Raw genomic sequence first — 20,434 nt, 5'->3', positions numbered from 1 at the left:
AGAGCCCGATCGTCTGCCGGTCCACATAGTTGATGACCATCGCCGCGAACAGCAGGCTGACGATCACCCAGCGATAGCGACCGATCTTCTCGGATGGCGCGGGAGCCGCGGGGATGTCCATCGACGTCGTCTTCCTTACCCTAGTTTTGTTTTCGTTGTTCGACCTGGGACGCGGGGTCCCGTCAGGCGGGGACCGCCTTGCAGCGCACCTCGCCCAGCGGGCCGAAGCTTACGGTCGATTCTTCGCCGGCCGCGATGTCGTGAATGCCGGTGCTGGCGCCGGTGGTGACGATCATGCCCTTCTTCAGCGGGCGACCGCGCGAGGCGACGTGGCCCAGCAGGAAGGCCAGGGCCGCCAGGGGCGAGCCGGGGATCGAGGCCGCGCCGCCCTTGCCGACGCTGACGCCGTTGATGAAGGTCTCGGCCGGCATGGCGTCCCAGCCGAGCTCGCGCCAGTTTTCGATGACCGGACCCAGGATCTGGCCGTCGTTGTTGCCGAAGTCGGAGACCACGATGGGCGGGCCCAGCTCGTTGATGGTCTTCAGCGGGCTGCCGGCGATCTCGACGCCGAGGATCAGCTCGCCAACGTATTCGGCGGCTTCTTCGGCGGTCCACTCGGTCTTGCCCTCGGGGGCGTCCTTGGACAGGCGGATGATGAACTCGGCCTCGACGGCGGTGAAGCCGCCGGCGATGGCGCGGAACGGGGTCGGCTCGGCGGCCGCGTCCCAGACGTTGTTCTTGAAGATGCAGCCGGCCAGGCGATCGACGCCGAGGCGCTCGCGGTGCTGCGGCGGGACGAGACCCACTTTCCAGCCGACCAGTTCATCTGGCCACAGATCGATGGCGATGTCCTGCACCGCGTAGCCGTCGGCCATGGTCTGGGGCAGGGCCCCGCCGGGATAGCCGGGAACCGAAACGCCCTTGCGGCGGGCTTCGACGAATTGGGGGGCGATGGACGCCGGTGCGAATAGGTCGCTCTGCGCCTCAGAAACGGTCACGCCGCGTACCCTCCCTCGAATTACTCAATGCCGGTCCGTTGATCGGACCTGCGCTGTCTCTAGTGGAAACCGGTGTCATTGACAATTGGTCCACTGAAACACGTCGCACGGGCGAGGGGAACCGTTCTCGAACTGAGAGACTCTTGTTTTCAGCGGAGGAACGGGAAATGACGCAGCCGCAGCTGGCCGAGTATCGCCGCAAGCGCGATTTCCAGAAGACCGCCGAACCCAGCGGCGAGCGGGCGGTGGCGGCGTCGCCGCACCTGCGATTCGTCATCCAGAAGCACGACGCCACGCGACTGCACTACGATTTCCGGCTGGAGGTCGACGGGGTGCTGAAGTCGTGGGCGGTGACCAAGGGGCCGTCGCTGGATCCGGCCGACAAGCGCCTGTCGGTCGAGGTCGAGGACCATCCGCTCGACTACGGCGACTTCGAGGGGACCATTCCCAAGGGCCAGTACGGCGGCGGCACGGTGCAGCTATGGGACCGCGGCTTCTGGGCGCCTGAGCCCGGCTTCGAGGACATCGGCAAGGCCCTGAGGAAGGGCGAGCTGAAGTTCGTGCTGGAGGGTGAGCGGCTGCACGGCGGCTGGGTGCTGGTGCGGATGAACTGGGACCGCAACGCCAAGGATGGGAAGGGAAAGCGCGCCAACTGGCTGCTGATCAAGCACCAGGACGAGGCCGCGCGGCCGGGCAAGGGCGACGCCGTCCTGAAGGAGGATCGCTCGATCGCTTCCGATCGAAGCATGGCCGACATCGCCGCCGGCACGGGCAAGTCGCCCAAGCCGTTCATCCTGAAGAGCAAGGGGAAGGCCGACGCCGTCTGGAAGTCGCGCACCAAGGCCGAGCGCGAGGCGCTGGCCAGGGAGGCCGAGGAGACCCGCAGCTTCGAGCCCAAGAAGGCCGCGCCGAAGAAAGCCGTCGGGAAATCAAAGGCCAAGCCCGCCGCCATGCCCGACTTCGTCGAACCGCAGCTGTGCAAGTCGGTCGAGCGGCCGCCGGCCGGGGCGGGTTGGGCGCACGAGATCAAGTTCGACGGCTATCGCCTGCAATTGCGCGTCGAAGACGGCCGAGCGGTGCTTCGCACCCGCAAGGGCCTGGACTGGACCGAACGGTTCGCCGGGATCGCCGAGGCCGCCGCCGACCTGCCCGACGCCGTCATCGACGGCGAGGCCGTGGTGTTGGACGAGGCCGGCCAGCCCGACTTCGCGGCCTTGCAGGCGGCCCTAGCTGAGGTAGGGGAGGCCGAGGGCGGGGAGGGCGAGATCATCTTCTTCGCCTTCGACCTGCTGTTCGCCGGGGGCGAGGACCTGCGGGTCCAGACCCTGCGCGAGCGCAAGACGCGGCTGAAGGCGCTGCTGGGGCAGGACGAAGCTCGCCTGCGCTATGTCGACCACTTCGAGACGGCGGGCGACGCGGTGCTGCTGTCGGCCTGCAAGCTGGAGCTGGAAGGCATTATCTCCAAGCGACTCGATGCGGCCTACCGCTCGGGCCGCAGCGAGACCTGGACCAAGTCCAAGTGCCGGGCCGGCCACGAGGTGGTGATCGGCGGCTGGACGACGACGGGAACGGCCTTCCGCTCGCTGATCGCCGGGGTGATGCGCGGCGGCAGGCTGGTGCATGTCGGCCGCATCGGCACGGGCTTTGGCAAGGACAAGGTCGCTAAACTCCTGCCCAAGCTGAAGGCGCTGGAGACCGACCGCTCGCCGTTCGAGGGGGAGGGCGCGCCTAGGAACGCCGCCAACATCCACTGGGTGAAGCCCGAACTCGTCGCCGAGATCGAATATGCCGGCTTCACGGGCGAGGGCGCGATCCGCCAGGCCGCTTTCAAGGGCCTGCGCGAGGACAAGCCGGCTTCGGAGGTCGAGGCCGACGCCGTGCCAGCCGCGAAAGCCGAACTGGCCGAACCGACGCCGAAAGCCGCCAAGGCGGCGACGTCCAAGTCTGAAAGCGTCGTGCTGGGCTTACCGATCTCCAAGCCCGACAAGCCCCTGTGGCCCGACGCCGGTGACGGCGAGCCGGGCACGAAGCTCGATCTGGCCCGCTACTACGCCGCCGTCGGCGAGTGGATGCTGCCGCATATCCAGGGTCGGCCGGCCTCGGTGATCCGCGTGCCCGACGGCATCGAGGGCGAGACCTTCTTTCAGCGCCACGCCATGCGCGGGATGTCGTCGCTGATCGAGACGGTGACGGTTTCGGGCGACCGCCAGCCCTACATCAGGTTCGACCGCGTCGAGGCCCTGGTCGCGGCCGCCCAGATCGCCGCCGTCGAGATCCATCCGTGGAACTGCCAGCCGGGCGATCCGGAGGTCGCCGGCCGCCTGGTCTTCGACCTCGATCCGGCGCCCGAGGTCGGCTTCGAGGCGGTGATCGAGGCGGCGCGGGAGATGCGCGACCGGCTGGAGGAACTGGGGCTCGTCAGCTTCTGCAAGACCACTGGCGGCAAGGGCCTGCACGTGGTCACGCCGCTGTCGGACAAGGTCCCCTGGGACCAGGCCAAGGCCTTCGCCCGCGAGGTCTGCGCGCGCCTGGCCGCCGACGACCCCGACCGCTACCTGATCACCATGAGCAAGAAGGCGCGGACCGGGAAGATCTTCCTCGACTACCTGCGCAACGACCGCACCAGTACGGCCGTGGCCCCGTTGTCGGTCAGGGCGAGGCCAGGGGCGACCGTGTCGATGCCGCTGAACTGGACGCAGGTGAAGGCGGGGCTGGATCCCTCGCGGTTCACGATCCGCACCGCGCCGGACCTGATCGCCAGGAGCACGGCCTGGGCGGACTACTTCGAGGCGGGCAAGCCGCTGAAGGCGGCGATCAAGCGGCTGGGGTAAGGGCTTGCCCCAGCGCCCCGCATCGTGACACCACCACCTGGTGACGCTTGCGACGACCAAGGACGAAGGACGGTTCACCGCGCTGGACGGGCTGCGCGGCGTCGCGGCGCTGGGCGTGCTGCTCTACCACATCGCCGACTGGTCGGGCCGGCGGGGGCATTTCGCGCACGGCTATCTGGCCGTGGATTTCTTCTTCTGTCTCAGCGGCTTCGTGCTGGCCCACGCCTTCGAGCGGCGGCGGATCGGGTTCTGGCCCTATCTGGTGGCCCGCTGGGTGCGGGTCTGGCCGATGCTGTTCATCGCCACCGTGGCCGGCGCGCTGCTGACTGGCCGGCCGAACGTCGAGACCGTGGTCGACGTCCTCAAGGGCCTGCTGCTGATCCCCAAGTTCGCGCCGATGGAGGCGGGCACTTTCCCGTCGCTGTTTCCGTTCAACCCGCTGGCCTGGTCGCTGTGCCTGGAGGTGCTGGTGAGCCTGGCCTGGTTCCCGCTGCGCCGCGCGCCGGACATGGCGATCATCATGTTCGTGCTGCTGTCGGGCGCGGCCCTGCTGTTCGTCGCCGTCGGCATGGGCGGGCTGCAGACCGGCTGGGACCAGGCGACCTTCGGTCTTGGCGTGCTGCGCGCCTCGTTCCCCTTCGCCATCGGCTGGCTGTGCTGGCGGCATCGGGGAAGTTTCGCGGCCCGCAAGGCCTGGGTTCCGGCGGCCCTGCTGCTGACCGTACTGGTTCTGCCGGTCTGGCCGACGCGCGTCGCCAACGGCCTCTACGACTTCGCCTGCGCCACCTTGCTGTTCCCGGTCCTGGTGCTTCTGGGCGCCTATGACCCCGGCGGTCGGCTGGCGCGCTGGTGCGAGCGGCTGGGCGGGGTGTCGTACCCGCTCTACGCCCTGCACTGGGCGTTCTGGTACGTGATGATCTCGATCTATCCCAACGGCTGGAAGCGCGACCTGCCGCTGTGGTTCTGCGTGCTGGCCTTCTTCGTGCTGCCGGCGGCCTCGTGGGCGGCGTGGCGCTGGGTGGAGACGCCGCTGCGCACCTGGCTCAAGCGCGTCACGCACGCGCTCTGACGGCGCTCGAAAGAAAAATCGTCGTTGTTCGGTGTGCCTCGGGCGAGGATGTGCGTCATGCACTGCGGGAAACCTTGTCGAGACGGACCGTGCGGCCGAAAAGCGAACATGACCTGGGGAGCCTCGATCGGCGCTATCGGCCCGCGCTGATGGCGTTCTTCATGCGTCGCGCCGCCAGCCACAGCGACGCCGAGGACATGACCCAGGAGCTGTTCGCCAAGCTGGCCCTCACCGACGCCGGCCGGACCATGGACAACGCCGACGCCTACATCTTTCAGATGGCCGCCAACCTGCTGCGCGACCGGGCGCGGCGCGAGCGGGTGCGATCGAGCTACACCGCCGCCGTCCGCGCCGAGCCGATCGACCTGGAGCCGCTGGATCCGGCCCGGGTGCTGATGGGGCGCGAGCGGCTGGGCGAGGTGTCGGACGCCCTGCGCGAACTGCCTGACCGCACCCGCGCCATCTTCCTGCTGTTCCGGCTGGAGGGTATGAAGCAGGCCGAACTCGCCGAGCTCTATGGCATGACCACCAGCGGCGTGCAGAAGCATATCCTCAAGGCCATGGGCCATCTGACGCGTCGCACGAGGGCCGGCGAATGAACGGTCCCGACGACATGATCGGCGCTCCGCACGAAGAGCCCCTGGACGTCGCCGCCGCCTGGTGCGTGCGCCTGGCCGAGGGCGAGCTGACGAGCGCCGAGCACGCCGAGCTGGAAGCCTGGTTCGCCGCCGATCCGGAGCATCGCGCGCTGCTGGACGACGCCGTGTCGGCCTGGCGCGCGGTCGACGACCAGGCGATGAGCCCCGGCATGGTCGCCCTGCGCGGCGAGGCCCTGGAAGACCTGCGCCGGGCCCAGCGCAGTCGCTGGTCGCGCAAGCCCGGCCGCCGAGCGGTGATCGGCGGGGCGCTGGCCGCCTGCTTCGTCGCGGCCCTGGCCGGCGGCGGCGTCGCCTGGCGCGCCAGCCTGCCCGACGTCTACCGCACCACAGAAGGCGAGCGGCGGATCGTCGAGCTGCCCGACGGCTCGCGCGCCTCCCTGGACGCCGCCACCGTGCTGCGCGTGCGCTACGACGGCGGTCGCCGGCGGCTGTGGCTCGACGAGGGCCGCGCCAAGTTCTCGGTGGCCAAGGATCCGCTGCGACCGTTCTCGGTGGCCGCCGACGGCAAGCTGGTGGTCGCCACCGGCACGACCTTCAGCGTCGAGAAGCTGCCCGGCCAGATGCGCGTGGTGCTCTACGAGGGTCACGTGGCGGTGCTGGACGGGGAGGGGGAGCGCGGCCGTCCGCCGCCCACGGTCAAGGTCGACGGCGCGCCGGCCGAGCGGCTGCTGACCCCCGACCACGAACTGGTCGCCTCGACGACCTCCGACACCACGGTGGTCTCGCCCACCGACCCGTCGCGCGCAGCCTCGTGGGAGAACGGCCAGCTGGTGTTCCAGGACGAGCCGATGGATCTCGCCGTCGAGCGGGTGAACCGCTACGCCCGCGAAAAGCTGCGGATCGCGGATCCGGCCGTGGGCCGGCTGAAGATCAGCGGCGTCTTCACCTCGGGCGACACCCGGGCCTTCGTCGACGGCGTCACCGCCGTGCTGCCGGTGCGCGCCGAGCCTTCGCCGGGCGAGACGGTGCTGCGGATCGACAGGCGGCAAAGTGATGGGGGCCAAAACGACCGGGGACAAAAAAAGATCAGCGGCGCTGGTGAGTCTTCCGCAGACTGAGGCGTCTCACTCACCAAAGCGCCGCCAAAGAACAATGATCGGCGCGAGGGAGGGAAGTGATGCGCAAGAGCTTCGACCGCCGCCTCGTCTGGGGCGCCACCGCTACCGCCGCCGTCCTGGCGGCCCTGACCGCGCCGACCGCCGGCTACGCCCAGCAGCGCGCGACCTACAGCTTCGACATTCCGGCCCAGGACCTGGGCGGCGCCCTGCGGGCCTTTGGTCGTACGTCGGGCCAGCAGCTGGCCTTCGACGAGACCCAGTTGCGCGGCAAGCGCAGCGCCGGCCTGAAGGGCAGCTATTCGACCGAAGAGGGTCTGAAGCGCCTGCTGGCCGGCTCCGACATGGTGGCCCAGCCCACCGCCAGCGGCGTCTACGCCATCCGCGGCCGCAGCCTGCTGGTCGCCGCCAGCGCCACGGCCCAGGCCACGCCCGCCGTCGCCGCCGAGCCGCAGGCCGCACCGCCCGAAGCGCCTTCCGAAGTTGAAGAAGTCATCGTCGTCGGCACCCCCGGCGGCGCCGGCATCGACAAGCTGTCGGCCAGCTTCGCGGTCAGCACCGTCAACGCCGCCGACATCACCAAGGCCTCGCCCAAGTCCAGCGCCGAACTGCTGGCCCTGGTGCCCGGCGTCTGGGTCGAGACCTCGGGCGGCGTGGCCGGCGCCAACGTCTTCGTGCGCGGCTTCCCCGCCACCGGCGACGCCGAGTTCCTGACCATCCAGCTGCAGGGCGCGCCGATCTATCCGCCCTCGACCCTGTCGTTCCTCGAGAACTCGTCGATCTTCCGCGTCGACGAGACGATCTCGCGGATGGAGGCCCTGCGCGGCGGCCCCAACCCGATCTTCTCCAACGGCCAGCCGGGCCTGACGACCAACTTCATGCTCAAGGAAGGCGGCGAGGACACCAAGGGCCTGATCAAGGCCTCGACCTCCGATTACGGCCTGCGCCGCGTCGACGGCGTGGTCAGCGGCAAGCTGGCCGACGACCTGTTCTTCATGGTCGGCGGCTACGTCACCCGCTCGCCCGGCGTGCGCGACACCCAGTTCGACAGCGAGAAGGGCCAGCAGTTCACGGTGAACCTCACCAAGAAGCTGGAGAACGGCAAGATCAACCTCTACGCCCGCGCCACCGACGACCACGGCGCCTGGTACCTGCCGTTCGCCATCAACGTGCCCGGCGTCGACAAGGGGACCTACACCCAGATCGGCGAGCTTTCGCGCCACCAGACCCTGCAGGTGAACGCCGACGGCACGACCCGGCAGTTCGACCTGGCCGACCGCCGGGGCTGGAAGGGCTATGTGGTCGGCGGCAGCTTCGAGCACGAGTTCGGCGATGGCTGGACGGTGCGCGACCGCTTCAGCTTCACCAAGGGCGACGCCAACACCTACGGCCTGGTGCCCGACGGCGGGGCGGTGACGGCCGCCTCGGTCGCCGCGGTGACCGGCTCGGCCGTGACCACGCGCGGCGGCGCGACCCTCGGCTCCAGTGACTACGTGCAGAACTGGGGCGCCTGGATCGTCGAGAAGGAGATCGAGGCGCTGACCAACGACTTCAGCGTCTCCAAGAGCTTCGGGACGCACGAGCTTTCGGCTGGCTACTACGCCTCCAGCTTCTCGTCGGACGACTTCTGGACCATCGGCAACTTCCGGCCGATGCAGGTCAAGGCCAACGGCGACTACCTGGCGACGGGGATCACCTGCGCCAACCTGGCCACCGCCGGCAGCGGATCGGGGTGCTGGAACTATGGCCTGGTCTCGGCCGGCGACGGGCGGGTGGACGCGCTCTACCTGGCGGACTCCTGGCAAGCCACCGAGAAGCTCCGCATCGACCTCGGGGTGCGCCGCGAGCGGTTCAAGACCGACTACGTGGTCGACGACGGCAATGGCTATCCGGACGGCCTGGCCATCCGCACCACCGACTACAGCCACAGCAAGACGTCCTACACGGCCGGCGCCAACTACGACCTCAACGACGTGTCCGGCGTCTTCGTGCGCTATTCGCGGGGTTACAAGTTCCCCAGCTTCGACAACTTCCGCGAAAACCTGACCGACACCCTGAAGGTCGACCAGTACGAATTGGGCTACAAGCTGCGCAGCGGGCCGTTCGAGCTCTACGCCACCGGCTTCGCCAACGAGTTCAAGGGCGCCAAGTTCGCCGATGTCGGCGGTATCCAGGAAAGCAACACCAACAAGGCCCACGGCGTCGAGCTGGATGGCCGCTGGAAGTCGGACTTCGGCCTGTCGCTGGCGTTGAACGGCACCTTCCAGAAGACCGAGATCAAGCAGTCGTCGATCCCCGCCAACGCCGGCAACAGCGCCCAGCGTCAGCCCGATTGGCAGATCCGCTTTACCCCCAGCTGGGACGTCGCGCTCGGCACGGTGGACGCCACCTTCTACGGCACCCTCAGCGCCGTCGACGACCGCTACGCCGACAACGCCAACACCCAGGTGCTGAAGGGCTACGAGAAGCTCGATCTCGGCGCGATCTTCCGGGTGGGCGCCTTCGACGTCCAGATCGCCGGCGACAATCTCACCGACAGCCACGGCCTGACCGAAGGCGATCCGCGCTCGACCAGCGGCGCCAACGCCCGGCCGATCCTGGGGCGGTCGGTGCGCCTGAGCGTGGGCTACAACTTCTAGCCATCTCGCGGGTTCTGTCCTGCAGGTTCCTGCGCGCGGGCCGGCTTTCCTCCCTGCCGGCCCGCGTTCTTTTTGTTCGATGCGTCCTTTTTTCTTCGATGAGGCCCCGATGATCCGCGCCCGCCTGCTCGCCGTCGTCTCCGCAGCGGCCTGGACGGCGCTGACGCCCTTGGCCGTGGCGCAGACCCCGGCGGCGGAGGTCCCGACGCCGGCCGACACCTACCAGGAGCTCTTCCACCAGGTGCAGACGCGGCGGCTGTTCCCGGACGGCAAGACCTTCGTCGACGCGACGCCCAGGCGCGACCCAGCCGCCATCTTGAAGGCCTACCGCGCCCATGCCCGCTTCACCGACGCCGAGCTGAAGCGCTTCGTACGCGCCAACTTCGTCGTGCCCGAGGCCGGCGCGGAGCCCGCGCCCAGCGCCGAGCGCACCACGCTCAAGGCCCACGTCGCCGCCCTGTGGCCGCACCTGACCCGCGAGCCGGTCAAGCCCGTGGCCGGCGGCTCTGCCCTGGCGATGGACAAGCCCTTCGTCGTGCCCGGCGGGCGCTTCCGCGAGATCTACTACTGGGACAGCTACTTCACGATGCTGGGCCTGAAGCTCGACGGGCGCTCAGACCTGGTCGAAAGCATGATCGACGACTTCGGCGGGCTGATCGACGCCTACGGCCACATCCCCAACGGCGCCCGGACCTATTATCTCAGCCGCTCGCAGCCGCCGTTCTTCTACGCCATGGTCGGTCTGTCCGAGGCGACCGACCCGGCGGTGGTCAAGGCCCGCGTCGACCTGATGCGGCGCGAACACGCCTTCTGGATGGACGGCGAGAAGACCGTTGCGCCGGGCAGGGCGTATCGCCGCGTCGTCGCCCTGCCGGGCGGGGCGGTGCTGAACCGCTACTACGACGACCGCGTCACGCCGCGCGACGAGTCCTACCGCGAGGATCTGGAGACCGCCCGCGAGGCCTCGCTGGCCACCGGACGTCCGCCCGGCGACGTCTTCCGCGACCTGCGGGCCGGGGCCGAGAGCGGCTGGGACTTCTCCTCACGCTGGATGGCCGATGGCGAGCATCTGAAGACCATCCGCACGACAGCGATCGTCCCGGTCGACCTCAACAGCCTGATGTACGGCCTGGAGACGGCGATCTCGGCCGGCTGCGCCCGCATCGCCGACGCGCCTTGCGTCGCCGAGTTCGACGGCCGGGCCAAGGCCCGCAAGGCGGCCATGGACGTCGTGCTGTGGGACGCCTCGCGCGGGGTCTATCTCGACTGGCTGTGGACCGGCGGCGAGCGGATCGACGCCCTCAGCGCCGCCACCCTCTACCCGCTGTTCGCCGGGGCGGCCTCGCCCGACCAGGCCAAGGCGGTGGCGACCGCTGCCCGTGCCCAGCTTCTGGCCTCGGGCGGCCTGCGCACCACGACCCGCCGCACCGGCCAGCAGTGGGACACCCCAAACGGCTGGGCGCCCTTGCAGTGGGTGGCCGTCGCCGGCTTGCGTCGCTACGGCGAGACGGCCCTGGCGTCGGACATTTCGGATCGCTGGCTGGCCACGGTCGAGCGCGAATACCGGGCCAGCGGCAAGATGCTGGAGAAGTACGACGTCGAGGAGGCCAAGGCCGGCGGGGGCGGGGAGTACCCGCTGCAGGACGGCTTCGGCTGGACCAACGGCGTGACGCGGGCGCTTCAGGAGGGCGCTGGGAACTAGAGCTCCGGCTCGTCGCCGCCCAGGCGCTCGATCTCCTCGACCAGGCCGTCGACATTGAGGATGGTCAGGGTGCGGCCCTGCTTGGCGATCAGCCGGCGCGCCTCAAGGCGGTTCAGCTCGCGGGTCACGGCTTCGCGCTGGGCGCCGGCCAGGACGGCGATCTCGGCGTGGGTCGGGGCCTTGGCGAGCACCGCCTGATTCTCCTCGATGCCGGCCTCGGTGGCCAGGCGCACCAGTTCCATCTGCACGCGGCAGGGGGCGGAGACGGCGTTCAGCTCAAACACCCGGCTGCTCAGCGCCCGGACCATGGCCGCCAGGTCCTCCAGCACCGCGCGGGTGAAGTTGGGCGCGCCGGCGATCAGTTCGGCGACCAGCGGCTCGGGCAGGCGGCCGACGATGGATTCGGTCAGGGCGGTGACGTTGGCCGAGCGCGGCAGGCGGTCGATGGCGGCGATCTCGCCGAAGTACGACCCCGGCTGCAGGCGGCGATAACCGACCTCGCGGCCCGAGCGGGCGTACTGGTTCACCAGCAGCAGTCCGCTGATCACGATGTAGACCGCGCCGCCCGGATCGTGGCGCTGGACCAGCCGCGCGCCGCGCCGCACCGACAGGATTTCGACCCTTGGCACCAGGGCTTCGATCTCGGCCGGGTTCATGTGGCGCAGGAGCCGACTGTCCGTCAGCGCCTGCAGCCGGAAGGCGTTATCGCCGTAAGCTGCGGCGTGCGGGGTGCTCGCGGTGACGGATGAGTCCATAATCGCCGCTCCAGAGTTCGCGTGCGGGGAGAGTCGAGGGGCAATGGGGGACTTAAACTACAAGGCCTTCATCAGCTACAGCCATGGCGACGGCAAGCTCGTCGACTGGCTGCACAAGGGCTTGGAGGCCTATCGTCCTCCCAAGGGCGTGGGGGCGGCCGCCGGCCGTCCGCTGCGTCCGATCTTCCGTGATCGCGCCGAACTGTCCGCCGCCGCCGATCTGGGCGAGGCGATTCGCACCGCCCTGGACCATTCCGAGTTCCTGATCGTCGTCTGTTCCGAGGCCGCCCGCCGCTCCAAATGGGTCGGCGAGGAGATCCGCTGCTTCCTGTCGACCCACGGGCCGCAGCAGGTGATCTGCCTGCTGGTCGACGCGCCGGAAGGCGGGGGAGAGGTCGTCGACTGCCTGCCGCAGGCTCTGCGCGAGGCGCTGCCGCCGGGGGGCGAGCCTCTGGCGGCCGACATCCGCCCAGGCGGCGACGGACGCCGACTGGCCTTCATGAAGATCGCCGCGACCCTTCTGGGGACGCGGCTGGACAGCCTGATCCAACGCGACGCGCGCCGCCGCACCCGGTGGATGGCGGCCGTCACCACCGGCGCGCTCGGCGTGGCGGTGGTGACCGGCGCCCTGGCCCTGATCGCCGTCGACGCCCGCCGTGAGGCCGACGCTCAAAGGGCCGAGGCCGAGGACCTGGTGGCCTATATGCTGGGCGATCTTCGCAAGAAGCTGGAGCCGGTGGGCCGGCTGGACGTGCTCGACGGCGTCGGCGCCCGGGCGCTCGCCCACTACGCCCACGTGCGCACCGGCGACCTGGACGATACGGAACTGGCCCAGCAGGCCAAGGCCCAGACCCTGCTGGGCGAGGTCCGCGTCAAGCGAGGCGACCTGAAGGGCGCGCGCCAGGCCTTCTCGCAGGCCGCTCAAACCTCGGGGGCCCTGTCGAACCGCGCGCCCGAGGACGGCAAGAGGCTTTACGACCATGCCCAGAACGTCTTCTGGCTGGCCTATGTGGACTGGCGCCTGGCGCGGGCGACCGACGCCGAGGCCGGGTTCCGCCGCTACGGCGAGCTGGCCGAGCGGCTGACGCGCCTGGATCCGGCCAACGCCGAGTGGCGGCTGGAGGTCGCCTACGCACGCAGCAACCTGGGCACCCTGCTGTACGAGCAGGGGCGGCTCAAGGACGCCCTGGCGATGTTCATCGACGCCCGCGACCGGTTCGCCGCCGCCAACCGCGCCGCGCCGGATGAACGAACCCACGTGCTCGACCTGGCCGACACCCATGGCTGGGTCTCCGACTGCCTGCAGCGGCTGGGGCGCGTGCGGGACGCCTATGCCGCGCGGGCGGCCGCCCAAGCCCATCTCAAGGCGCAGGCCGCCAAGGAGCCCGACAACCGGCCGCTGGCCGCCAAGGTTTATGCCGGCCAGTTGGCCCTGGCCCGGCGAGCCCTGGAGTTGGGGCGGACCCAGGAAGCCGATCGCCTTGTCGAAGAGGCCGGTCGTGGCTTCGCCGACCTGGTGGCGCTGGATCCCCAGAACGCCACGTGGCTGGAATACACCGCGACGGCCGACATGGACGCGTTCGACCTGGCGATGGCCAGAGGCGACCTCGTTGCAGCGCGGTCAATACACGCGCGGGCGGGCGTGCGGCTGGCCAAGCTGAGAGCGCTCAATCCGGAGGTCTATGCCTGGACCGCCAAGCTCAGCGGGCGTCTGCGCGTCGAGGCCATCAGGCTGGCCGAGATCGATGGCCGGCCCGACCTGGCCAAGGCCGCGGCGGACGAGATCGAACGCTCGCTGGCGGCCCGGCCGGGCGTCAAGGGCGACGCCGACCGCGAGGCCATGTTGCTCGGCGTGGCCCGCCTTACGCAGGGCAGGGCCGCCGACGTCGAGCGGCTGTTGTGGCCGCAGCGGGAATCGCTTTCGCCGGAGGGGCGCGATATCCTCGCGCGGGCGCTATCTCGCCTGGGCCGTGCCGAGGATGCGTCGGCCATCGTCCGCGAACTCCGCGCACAAGGTTATGCGAAGCCTGAGTTTGTTGCGTTTTGGCGCGATTCACCTCTAGGTTAAACTCGCCTCAAGGGGGAATTTTTCTTATGCAAGGCAGCACTGTCACCGGGCCCGAGCCCGATAAGATCGTCGAAGTCATCGTCGGTCTCAATCCCGACAACCTGAGCTTCATGGACGTCGGGCCCAATCCGCCCGAACTCCTGGACCTGGACCTTTCGGAGCGCTGCCTCCTGAAGTTCCGCCTCAGCGACGATCTTCTGGAAAAGGGCTGGCGCTTCCAGCCGACGCCGATCTCGTTCGAGAACGACTGGGGCCAGAACTTCTCCAGCTACACCTGGACCAAGTACAATCCCGATCCGAACGCCGAGGGCATTCCCTACGCCGCGTTCAAGGTGGTGTTCGAATGCAAGCGCCAGGGCATCTTCGTCTACAGCCTGTTCATGCTCGACGCGCTGGGCCAGGCCATCGACCTGGATCCGCTGATCGAAAACGGCACCGGCACCTGATCTGTCCGACCTGACGTCATTCGACGAGCTCGCCGCGCTGCTTCGGCGCGGCGAGCATCTTCAGGCCTATGACCTGGCGCGGCGGTCGCTGGACGACGGCGACCGCTCGCTTGTCCTGGCGCACGCCGCCGTGCTTTCCCTGGCCAGGGCCGGGGCGACCGACTTCGCCCGATCCGAATATGTGCGGCTGGACCTGGCCGCCTCCGACGACGCCGAAGCGCTTTCGCTCGGCGCGCGGCTGCTCAAGGACGTGGCCCTGGGCGCCGCCGGCGCGCGCCGCAGAGCCTTCGCCCGCGCTTCCGCCAGAGGCTATTCCGCCGCCGCCGCCAATGGCGGAGGGCGCTATGGCCTCGTCAACGCCGCCACCATGAGCCTCGTCGCCGGCGACGCGCGCCTCTCCGCCCAGCTCGCCGCCCTGGCTCTTGAGCACGCCGGTGATCCGAGCGACGGCGAGGCCGGCTATTTCGACCGCGCCAGCCGGGCCGAAGCCCTGTTCCTGCTGGGCCGCCGCGAGGCCGCCGCCGACATGCTGGCCAAGGCCGTGGCCTGCGCCCCCTCCAGCGTCTCGTCCCACGCCTCGACCCTTCGGCAGCTGACCATGATCGCCGCCGAGACCGCCGGGCCGACCGCCTGGCTGGAGATCCTGCGACCGCCCGCCGCCGCCCAGTTCACCGGCCACATGTTCGCCGCCGGCGATCCCGCTGAAGAGGCGGCGCTGAAGGCCCGGATGGCCGACGTCCTGCGCGCCCAGCGCGTCGGCTTCGGCTATGGCGGCCTGGCCGCAGGGGCCGACATCCTGTGGGCCGAGGCCCTGCTGGCCGCCGGGGCCGAACTGCACGTCGTCGCGCCCGTGTCGCTGACCTCCTATATCGAGACCTCGGTGCGGCCATTCGGCGAGCGCTGGGTGGGCCGGTTCGACGCCTGCCTGGCCCGCGCCGCCTCGGTGCGCTTTGCATCCCGCGACCCCTATGCCGGCGACGACGAGGTCTTCGCCTACGCCAGTCGGTTCGCCGCCGGCTGCGCCATCCTGCGGGCCGAGGGCCTATCGACCGAGGCCGTGCAGGTCGCGGTCTGGGACGGGCGCTCGGCCGTCGGTCCCGCCGGCGCCGCCGCCGACGTCGCCTACTGGCGCGAGACCGGCCGGCCGCAGGCGATCCTGCCCTTCGAGCGCCCCGAGCCAGAAGCCCGCCCGCCCGTCGCCGACGGCGCCGATGGCGAGCGAGGGGTCAAGGCCATGCTGTTCATCGACGTGCGCGGCTTCGGCGCGCTACGCGACGACCAGGTGCCGGCCTTCTTCGAGGTTGTGATGGCCGGCATGGCCGAGGCGATCGGCGGCCTCGCCGCGCCGCCCGAGCATGTCGAGACCTGGGGCGACGGCGTCTTCCTGGTGTTCGGCCAGCCGTCCGACGCCGCTGAGGCGGCGCTGGCGTTGCTCGAGGCCCACCGCCGCCTGAACCTGCGCGCCCGGGGCCTGCCCCGGCACCTGGGTTTGCGCATCGGCGGCCACTACGGGCCGGTGCACCTGCGGGTGAACCCGATCACCGGCGCCCAGGCGGTGGTCGGCGCCCATGTCGTCGTCGCGGCCCGAATCGAGCCCGACGTCGCCCCCGGCGCGGTCTATGTCAGCGAGGCCATGGCCGGCGCCCTGGCGACCAGCCACGCCGACAGATTTCGCTGCGGTTATGTCGGCAGAACCAAGCTGCGTAAGAGCTTTCCGCCGCTGTCGATCTTCAATCTTTCCCGCCGCTGAGCGCTAAGCTTCGGCCCTGTGACAAATTGCACAGCTGCCTAGCGGCGGTTGAGACATCGTGTCGCAGATCACGGGCGGCCGGGCCAAAAGCCTCCAGAGCGGACGTCGCGCGATCGAAGGGACCCGGAGCCGTCCCGCCATGACGGCTCCGGGTTTTCCAGGCCATTGGCGCGCGAGAGAGTCTTGGGGGGCTTCTCGCATGCGGGGCGGGGGTCGCTTGCGGCGCGCCGTGAGCGACCCATCGCCGACCCCAGTGCGGAGACGAGGGGTTTGCGACAGGTTCAGGACCAGACGCGGGGGCGGGGATGACCGGCCTGCTGCTTTTCGCGGGCGACGCCAGCGGACGGTCCGGCGCTGTCGGTTCCCTGTTCGACCTCGGCCTCGCCGACTGGCGTGACGTCGCCGCCCTCGGGCGGGTCGCCGCCGACACCCGCGCGGCCCTGAAGGCCTCGCGCCAACGCCGTGACATCGTGGGTTTCCTCGGAGAAGTGGTCGGTCCGGCGCTGGAGCCGCGACGCGGCGCCGAGCGCATCGAGCCCGGCGACCTGTCGGCCGAGGGCCAGCGGCTGTTCGACGCCTGGACCGAGCTCGACGCCATGCTGGAAGGGCAGGGGCTCGACCTGCAGCTCGGCATGGCCGCCTTCGCCCGCGACCTCGTCTCCTACGGCCGGGACGTCGCGCCGCTGTCCTATCGCAAGCTGCTGAGCCCGGAGCGCGAGGCCGCGCTGGAGGCGCTGCGCCTTCAGGTGCGTATGCGCGCCGATCGCGCCACCGCGCTCGCCGCCCGCATGCGCGACTTCGCCACCCGGGCCGGGGCCTTCGCCGCCCTGTTCGCCGCCTTCGAGCGCGATCCGGCCGTGCGTATCTCGCTGCGCGAGGCCCCCGAACTCTGCCTGGCCTATGACGACGACGGCCAGGCCCATCTGGAGCCGGTGAAGGGCGGCGCGGCCCGCCAGTTCTGGCGTCTGCGTCACGACGCGGCCTCCGACTCCCATCGCCTGCAATCGGCGGCCGACCCGGGGCTGCATCTGCACATCTCGCCCGACGAGAAGCTGTGGACCCTGGCCAACGCCTCGACGCCGTTCGGCTTCCCGCTGGTCAGCGAGGGGCCGCGGCCCCGCGTCGGACCGCTGGACGGCCTGCCGCAGCGCGCCGATCTCTTCCTGATCCCGCCGCGCCAGGGCGCCTGCATCGAGAACGTCGCTTTTCCCAGCCACGCGCTGGATGTCGGCGGCGAGGGCGGGGTGCAGGCCGGGGCCGAGCTGCGGCTCTGGGAAAAGACCGGTCTGCCGTCGCAGCAATGGGCCTTCACGCCCACGCCGCGCTCGCGCCGCGAGACCGGGCTCTACGACCTGATCGCCTCGGCGGCGGAGCTGGCCCGCACGGTCGCCGGCGTTCGCGGCCTGCGCGGCGACTGGAACGCCGTACTGGACGATCTGGAAGCGGGTCTCGACGCGCCCGGGACCACTGAGGCCGACATCGACGGCGTGCTGGCGGCCTGGCGGCGCATGGCCGATCAGGCCGAGGCGGCGCTGGGCGAGTTCGAGGCCGAGACCCGCGCCTTCGACGCGGCCTGCCCATGAGGTCGATCTCGCCTCCCGGACCCGAGCGGTCGCTGGTGACCTTGGCCGAAGCGCCAGGAGCGGAGCGCCCCGACCGCGCCGAAGCCGTCTTCGCGCCCCGTCGCGGGCCGCCGCTGGATCGCTGCCGCCAGGCCAGCGAACTGGTCGCCCGCGCCCTGGCCCGGGAAATCCACTAGCCCACGCTCAAAAAGTGGCTTGCCTGCATGTCGACCGGGCGAAACCGTCTGGCTTGGGGCGTCCAGGAGGGCGGCGTCGCGATTCCGCGAGCCGCGACGCGACGGCGTGCTAACCGGCAAGCGTCGTCCGGCTGGGCGGGAACGGAGCAGGGCATGAGAAAATCGGGTTTCGGCGGCGCCTCTTGGCGCGTCCTGGCTTTGGCGGGCGCGATGGCCGGCCTGTCTCTGTCGCCCGCGCTGGCGCTCGCTCCCGCTGCCTCCGTCTCCGACGTCGCGCGTCCCGCCGCCGCGCCGGGCCTGCTGCCGGTGAAGACCGACGCGGCCAAGGGCGTCGTGCTGGTCACCCTGCCGGCGCCGGACGCGGACGGCGTCTCGGGCCGCTTCCTCTATCAGCCCAGCCTCAGCGGCGGTCTCGGCGCGACGCCGGTGGGCCTGGATCGCGCGGCGACCGGCGACACCCAGGTGCTGGTCTTCCGCCGCGTGGGCAAGCGGGTGCTGGCCGAGTTCGAGAACTTCGGCTTCCGCGCCGTGGACGGCAGCGCCGAGGAGCGGCGGACGGTCCGCGACAGCTTCCCAGGCTCGGTGGTGTGGTCGGGCGAGGTGGCCGAGGAAACCGCCGGCGGCGGCTTCACCGTCGACATCGCCGGCTTCCTGCTGCGCGACGCCTTCAACATCCCCGGCGCGATGAAGGACGCCAAGCAGGGCGGCTTCAAGCCCGCTCCGACCCTCAGCTATGTCGATCTGGCCCATGTTGGCGTCTTCCCCGACAATCTGGAGTTCGACACTCGCCAGACCTTCACCGCCGACGACGCGGGCGGCGAGGTCGCCGGCATCGTTCCCGACGCCCGCTCGGTGACCTTCGGCGTCCATCACAGCTTCATCCGCCTGCCGGCCCCGGGCTTTACGCCGCGCGTCTTCGATCCGCGCACCGGCACCTCGGCCCAGGTGCTGTTCGCCGACTACGCCGCCCCGCTCGACAAGCCGACCGTGCAGCGGCTGGTGCGGCGCTTCCGGCTGGAGAAGACCGATCCGACGGCCGCCAAGTCGCCGGTCAAGAAGCCGATCGTGTTCTACATCGACCGCGGCGCGCCCGAACCGGTGCGCAGCGCCCTGGTCGAGGGCGGGCGCTGGTGGAACCAGGCGTTCGAAGCGGCCGGCTATGTCGACGCCTTCCGCGTCGAACCGCTGCCCGAGGGCGTCGATCCGATGGACGCCCGCTACAACGTGGTCAACTGGATTCACCGCCAGACGCGCGGCTGGTCGACTGGAACCACGGTGGTCGATCCGCGCACCGGCGAGATCGTGCGCGGCGTCGTCCAGCTGGGCTCGCTGCGCATCCGCCAGGACCGGATGATCTTCGAGGGCCTGCTGGGGGCCGACAAGACGGGGACGGGCGGGGCGGACGACCCGATCCAGATCGCCTTGTCGCGCATCCGCCAGCTGTCGGCCCACGAGATCGGCCACGCCATCGGCCTGTCGCACAATTTCGCCGGCAGCGTGTACGGCCGCGCCTCGGTGATGGACTACCCCGCGCCGCTGGTGAAGGTGGACGGCGACCGTCTGGACCTCTCCGAGGCCTATGCGAAGGGCGTCGGGGCCTGGGACGTCTTCGCCATCGACTGGCTCTACTCCGAAGGACCGCCGGGCGGCGACGAGGCCAAGCGCCTGGACGCCCTGGCGCGAGACGCCCAGGCCAAGGGCTATCGCTACGTCTCCGACGCCGACGCCCGTGGGGCGTCGGCCGCCCAGCCCTACGGCTCGCTGTGGGACAACGGCGCCGATCCGGTCGTCGAGCTGGACAACGTGCTGGCCGTGCGCCGCATCGCCCTGTCGCGCTTCGGGCTGAGCAGCGTCCCGGCCGGCGCGCCGGCCGCCGACCTGCGCCGCGCGCTCGTGCCGATCTACCTCTTCCATCGCTACCAGGTGGACGCCGCGGTGAAGTTCGTCGGCGGCGTCGACTACGGCTATGCGGTGGTCGGCGACGGCAGGGAGGCCGCGCCCGCCACCCCGGCCGCCGATCAGCGCCGAGCGCTGGCGGGGCTGGTGCGCACCCTCGATCCGGCCGTGCTCGACCTGCCCGACCCGCTGATCTCGCTGCTGTCGCAGGGCCAGTCGGGCTCACGCGACAAGGCCTACGACATCGAGATCTTCCCGACCTCGGGGGCGGCGGTGTTCGACCTGCCGACGGCGGCCGAGACCGCCGCCGACCACACCCTGTCGCAACTGCTCAATCCGGCGCGGCTCAACCGCCTGGTCGAGCAGAACCGGCGCGATCCGGGCCAACTGGACGTCGCCGAGACGGTCGAGACCCTGCTGGCGGCGGTGTCGCCCGGCGGTCCGCAGGCCGGCGGACGCACGGGCGAGCTGCGCCGGCGGGTGCGGGCGCGGCTGGTCGGCGATCTGGTGACCGTGCTCGACGACAAGGCCCTGTCGCCCACGGCCGCCGCCCAGATCGACGCGGCCCTGCTGGCCTACGCCAAGCGCCTGGGCGCCTGGAAAGGCGAGGGGGCCGAGGCCGCCCAGGCGGCGCGGATCTCGCGCCTGCTGACCTCGGCCGACCGCAAGGCCCTGGCCGCCCCGCGGGCCGGCGCGGTCGAAACCCTGCCGCCCGGCATGCCGATCGGCGCCGACGACTGCTGGTTTTGCGAAGCTGGTTCGTCATGAGGTGTGAGCGTCCCCTCGGGGGCGCGGACCCGAACGAGG

15 protein-coding genes are annotated in these 20,434 nt (G+C 70.6%); 12 read left to right on the top strand and 3 right to left on the bottom strand.

The features are described 5' to 3' along the window. On the bottom strand, positions 1–121 hold a 121-nt coding region (locus AC2YHT_RS18165), incomplete at its 3' end, for a hypothetical protein (RefSeq protein WP_487291186.1). A 61-nt stretch (positions 122–182) separates the two neighbouring features. Next, positions 183–998, bottom strand: coding sequence for a 2-keto-4-pentenoate hydratase (locus AC2YHT_RS18160; RefSeq protein WP_487291173.1), 816 nt, complete (start codon positions 996–998; stop codon positions 183–185). Between the two features lie 167 nt (positions 999–1,165). Between AC2YHT_RS18160 and ligD the strand changes: the two genes are divergently transcribed. The 6 genes from ligD to treF all read left to right on the top strand — a co-directional run bounded on the left by ligD (position 1,166) and on the right by treF (position 10,953). Further along, complete coding sequence (gene ligD / locus AC2YHT_RS18155; RefSeq protein ID WP_487291172.1) at positions 1,166–3,829, top strand: DNA ligase D; 2,664 nt, start codon at positions 1,166–1,168, stop codon at positions 3,827–3,829. Between the two features lie 40 nt (positions 3,830–3,869). After that, positions 3,870–4,898, top strand: coding sequence for an acyltransferase family protein (locus AC2YHT_RS18150; RefSeq protein WP_487291171.1), 1,029 nt, complete (start codon positions 3,870–3,872; stop codon positions 4,896–4,898). Positions 4,899–4,948: 50 nt separating this feature from the next. Beyond that, positions 4,949–5,497: an RNA polymerase sigma factor gene (locus AC2YHT_RS18145; RefSeq protein ID WP_487291170.1), complete on the top strand. Its 549-nt coding sequence runs from the start codon at positions 4,949–4,951 to the stop codon at positions 5,495–5,497. Then, a complete protein-coding gene (locus AC2YHT_RS18140; protein ID WP_487291169.1) occupies positions 5,494–6,615 on the top strand; it encodes a FecR family protein in 1,122 nt (373 codons plus the stop codon). The genes AC2YHT_RS18145 and AC2YHT_RS18140 overlap by 4 nt, the downstream gene beginning before the upstream one ends. A 59-nt stretch (positions 6,616–6,674) precedes the next feature. Beyond that, complete coding sequence (locus AC2YHT_RS18135) at positions 6,675–9,251, top strand: TonB-dependent receptor (protein ID WP_487291168.1); 2,577 nt, start codon at positions 6,675–6,677, stop codon at positions 9,249–9,251. A gap of 109 nt (positions 9,252–9,360) precedes the next feature. Beyond that, entirely contained in the window at positions 9,361–10,953 is a 1,593-nt protein-coding gene (gene treF, locus AC2YHT_RS18130; RefSeq protein ID WP_487291166.1) for an alpha,alpha-trehalase TreF, read from the top strand. Here the strand turns inward: treF and AC2YHT_RS18125 are convergent. Next, positions 10,950–11,708, bottom strand: a complete 759-nt coding sequence (locus AC2YHT_RS18125; RefSeq protein WP_487291165.1) for a Crp/Fnr family transcriptional regulator — start codon at positions 11,706–11,708, stop codon at positions 10,950–10,952. The genes treF and AC2YHT_RS18125 overlap by 4 nt on opposite strands. A gap of 43 nt (positions 11,709–11,751) precedes the next feature. On the opposite strand from AC2YHT_RS18125, the gene AC2YHT_RS18120 reads away from it, so the two are divergent. The 6 genes from AC2YHT_RS18120 (at position 11,752) to AC2YHT_RS18095 (ending at position 20,395) form a co-directional block, all read left to right on the top strand. Continuing rightward, positions 11,752–13,776 carry a TIR domain-containing protein gene (locus AC2YHT_RS18120; protein WP_487291163.1) on the top strand — a complete coding sequence of 675 codons (2,025 nt, stop codon included), beginning with the start codon at positions 11,752–11,754 and terminating at the stop codon, positions 13,774–13,776. Between the two features lie 26 nt (positions 13,777–13,802). Next, the gene (locus AC2YHT_RS18115) at positions 13,803–14,222 is read left to right on the top strand and encodes a hypothetical protein (RefSeq protein ID WP_487291161.1); all 420 of its coding nucleotides are present in this window, start codon (positions 13,803–13,805) and stop codon (positions 14,220–14,222) included. A gap of 130 nt (positions 14,223–14,352) precedes the next feature. After that, positions 14,353–15,972 (top strand): adenylate/guanylate cyclase domain-containing protein, encoded by a 1,620-nt coding sequence (locus tag AC2YHT_RS18110; RefSeq protein ID WP_487291159.1) that lies wholly within the window; start codon positions 14,353–14,355, stop codon positions 15,970–15,972. A 305-nt stretch (positions 15,973–16,277) separates the two neighbouring features. Further along, positions 16,278–17,555, top strand: a complete 1,278-nt coding sequence (locus AC2YHT_RS18105) for an RICIN domain-containing protein (RefSeq protein WP_487291158.1) — start codon at positions 16,278–16,280, stop codon at positions 17,553–17,555. 35 nt (positions 17,556–17,590) lie between these two features. Further along, positions 17,591–17,731 (top strand): hypothetical protein, encoded by a 141-nt coding sequence (locus AC2YHT_RS18100; RefSeq protein WP_487291156.1) that lies wholly within the window; start codon positions 17,591–17,593, stop codon positions 17,729–17,731. Positions 17,732–17,884: 153 nt separating this feature from the next. Further along, positions 17,885–20,395, top strand: coding sequence for a zinc-dependent metalloprotease (locus AC2YHT_RS18095; RefSeq protein ID WP_487291155.1), 2,511 nt, complete (start codon positions 17,885–17,887; stop codon positions 20,393–20,395). The last annotated feature ends 39 nt before the right edge of the window (positions 20,396–20,434 follow it).

Source organism: Caulobacter sp. SRI_008, from assembly GCF_057586355.1.
This window is presented reverse-complemented; position numbering and strand designations above follow the sequence as displayed.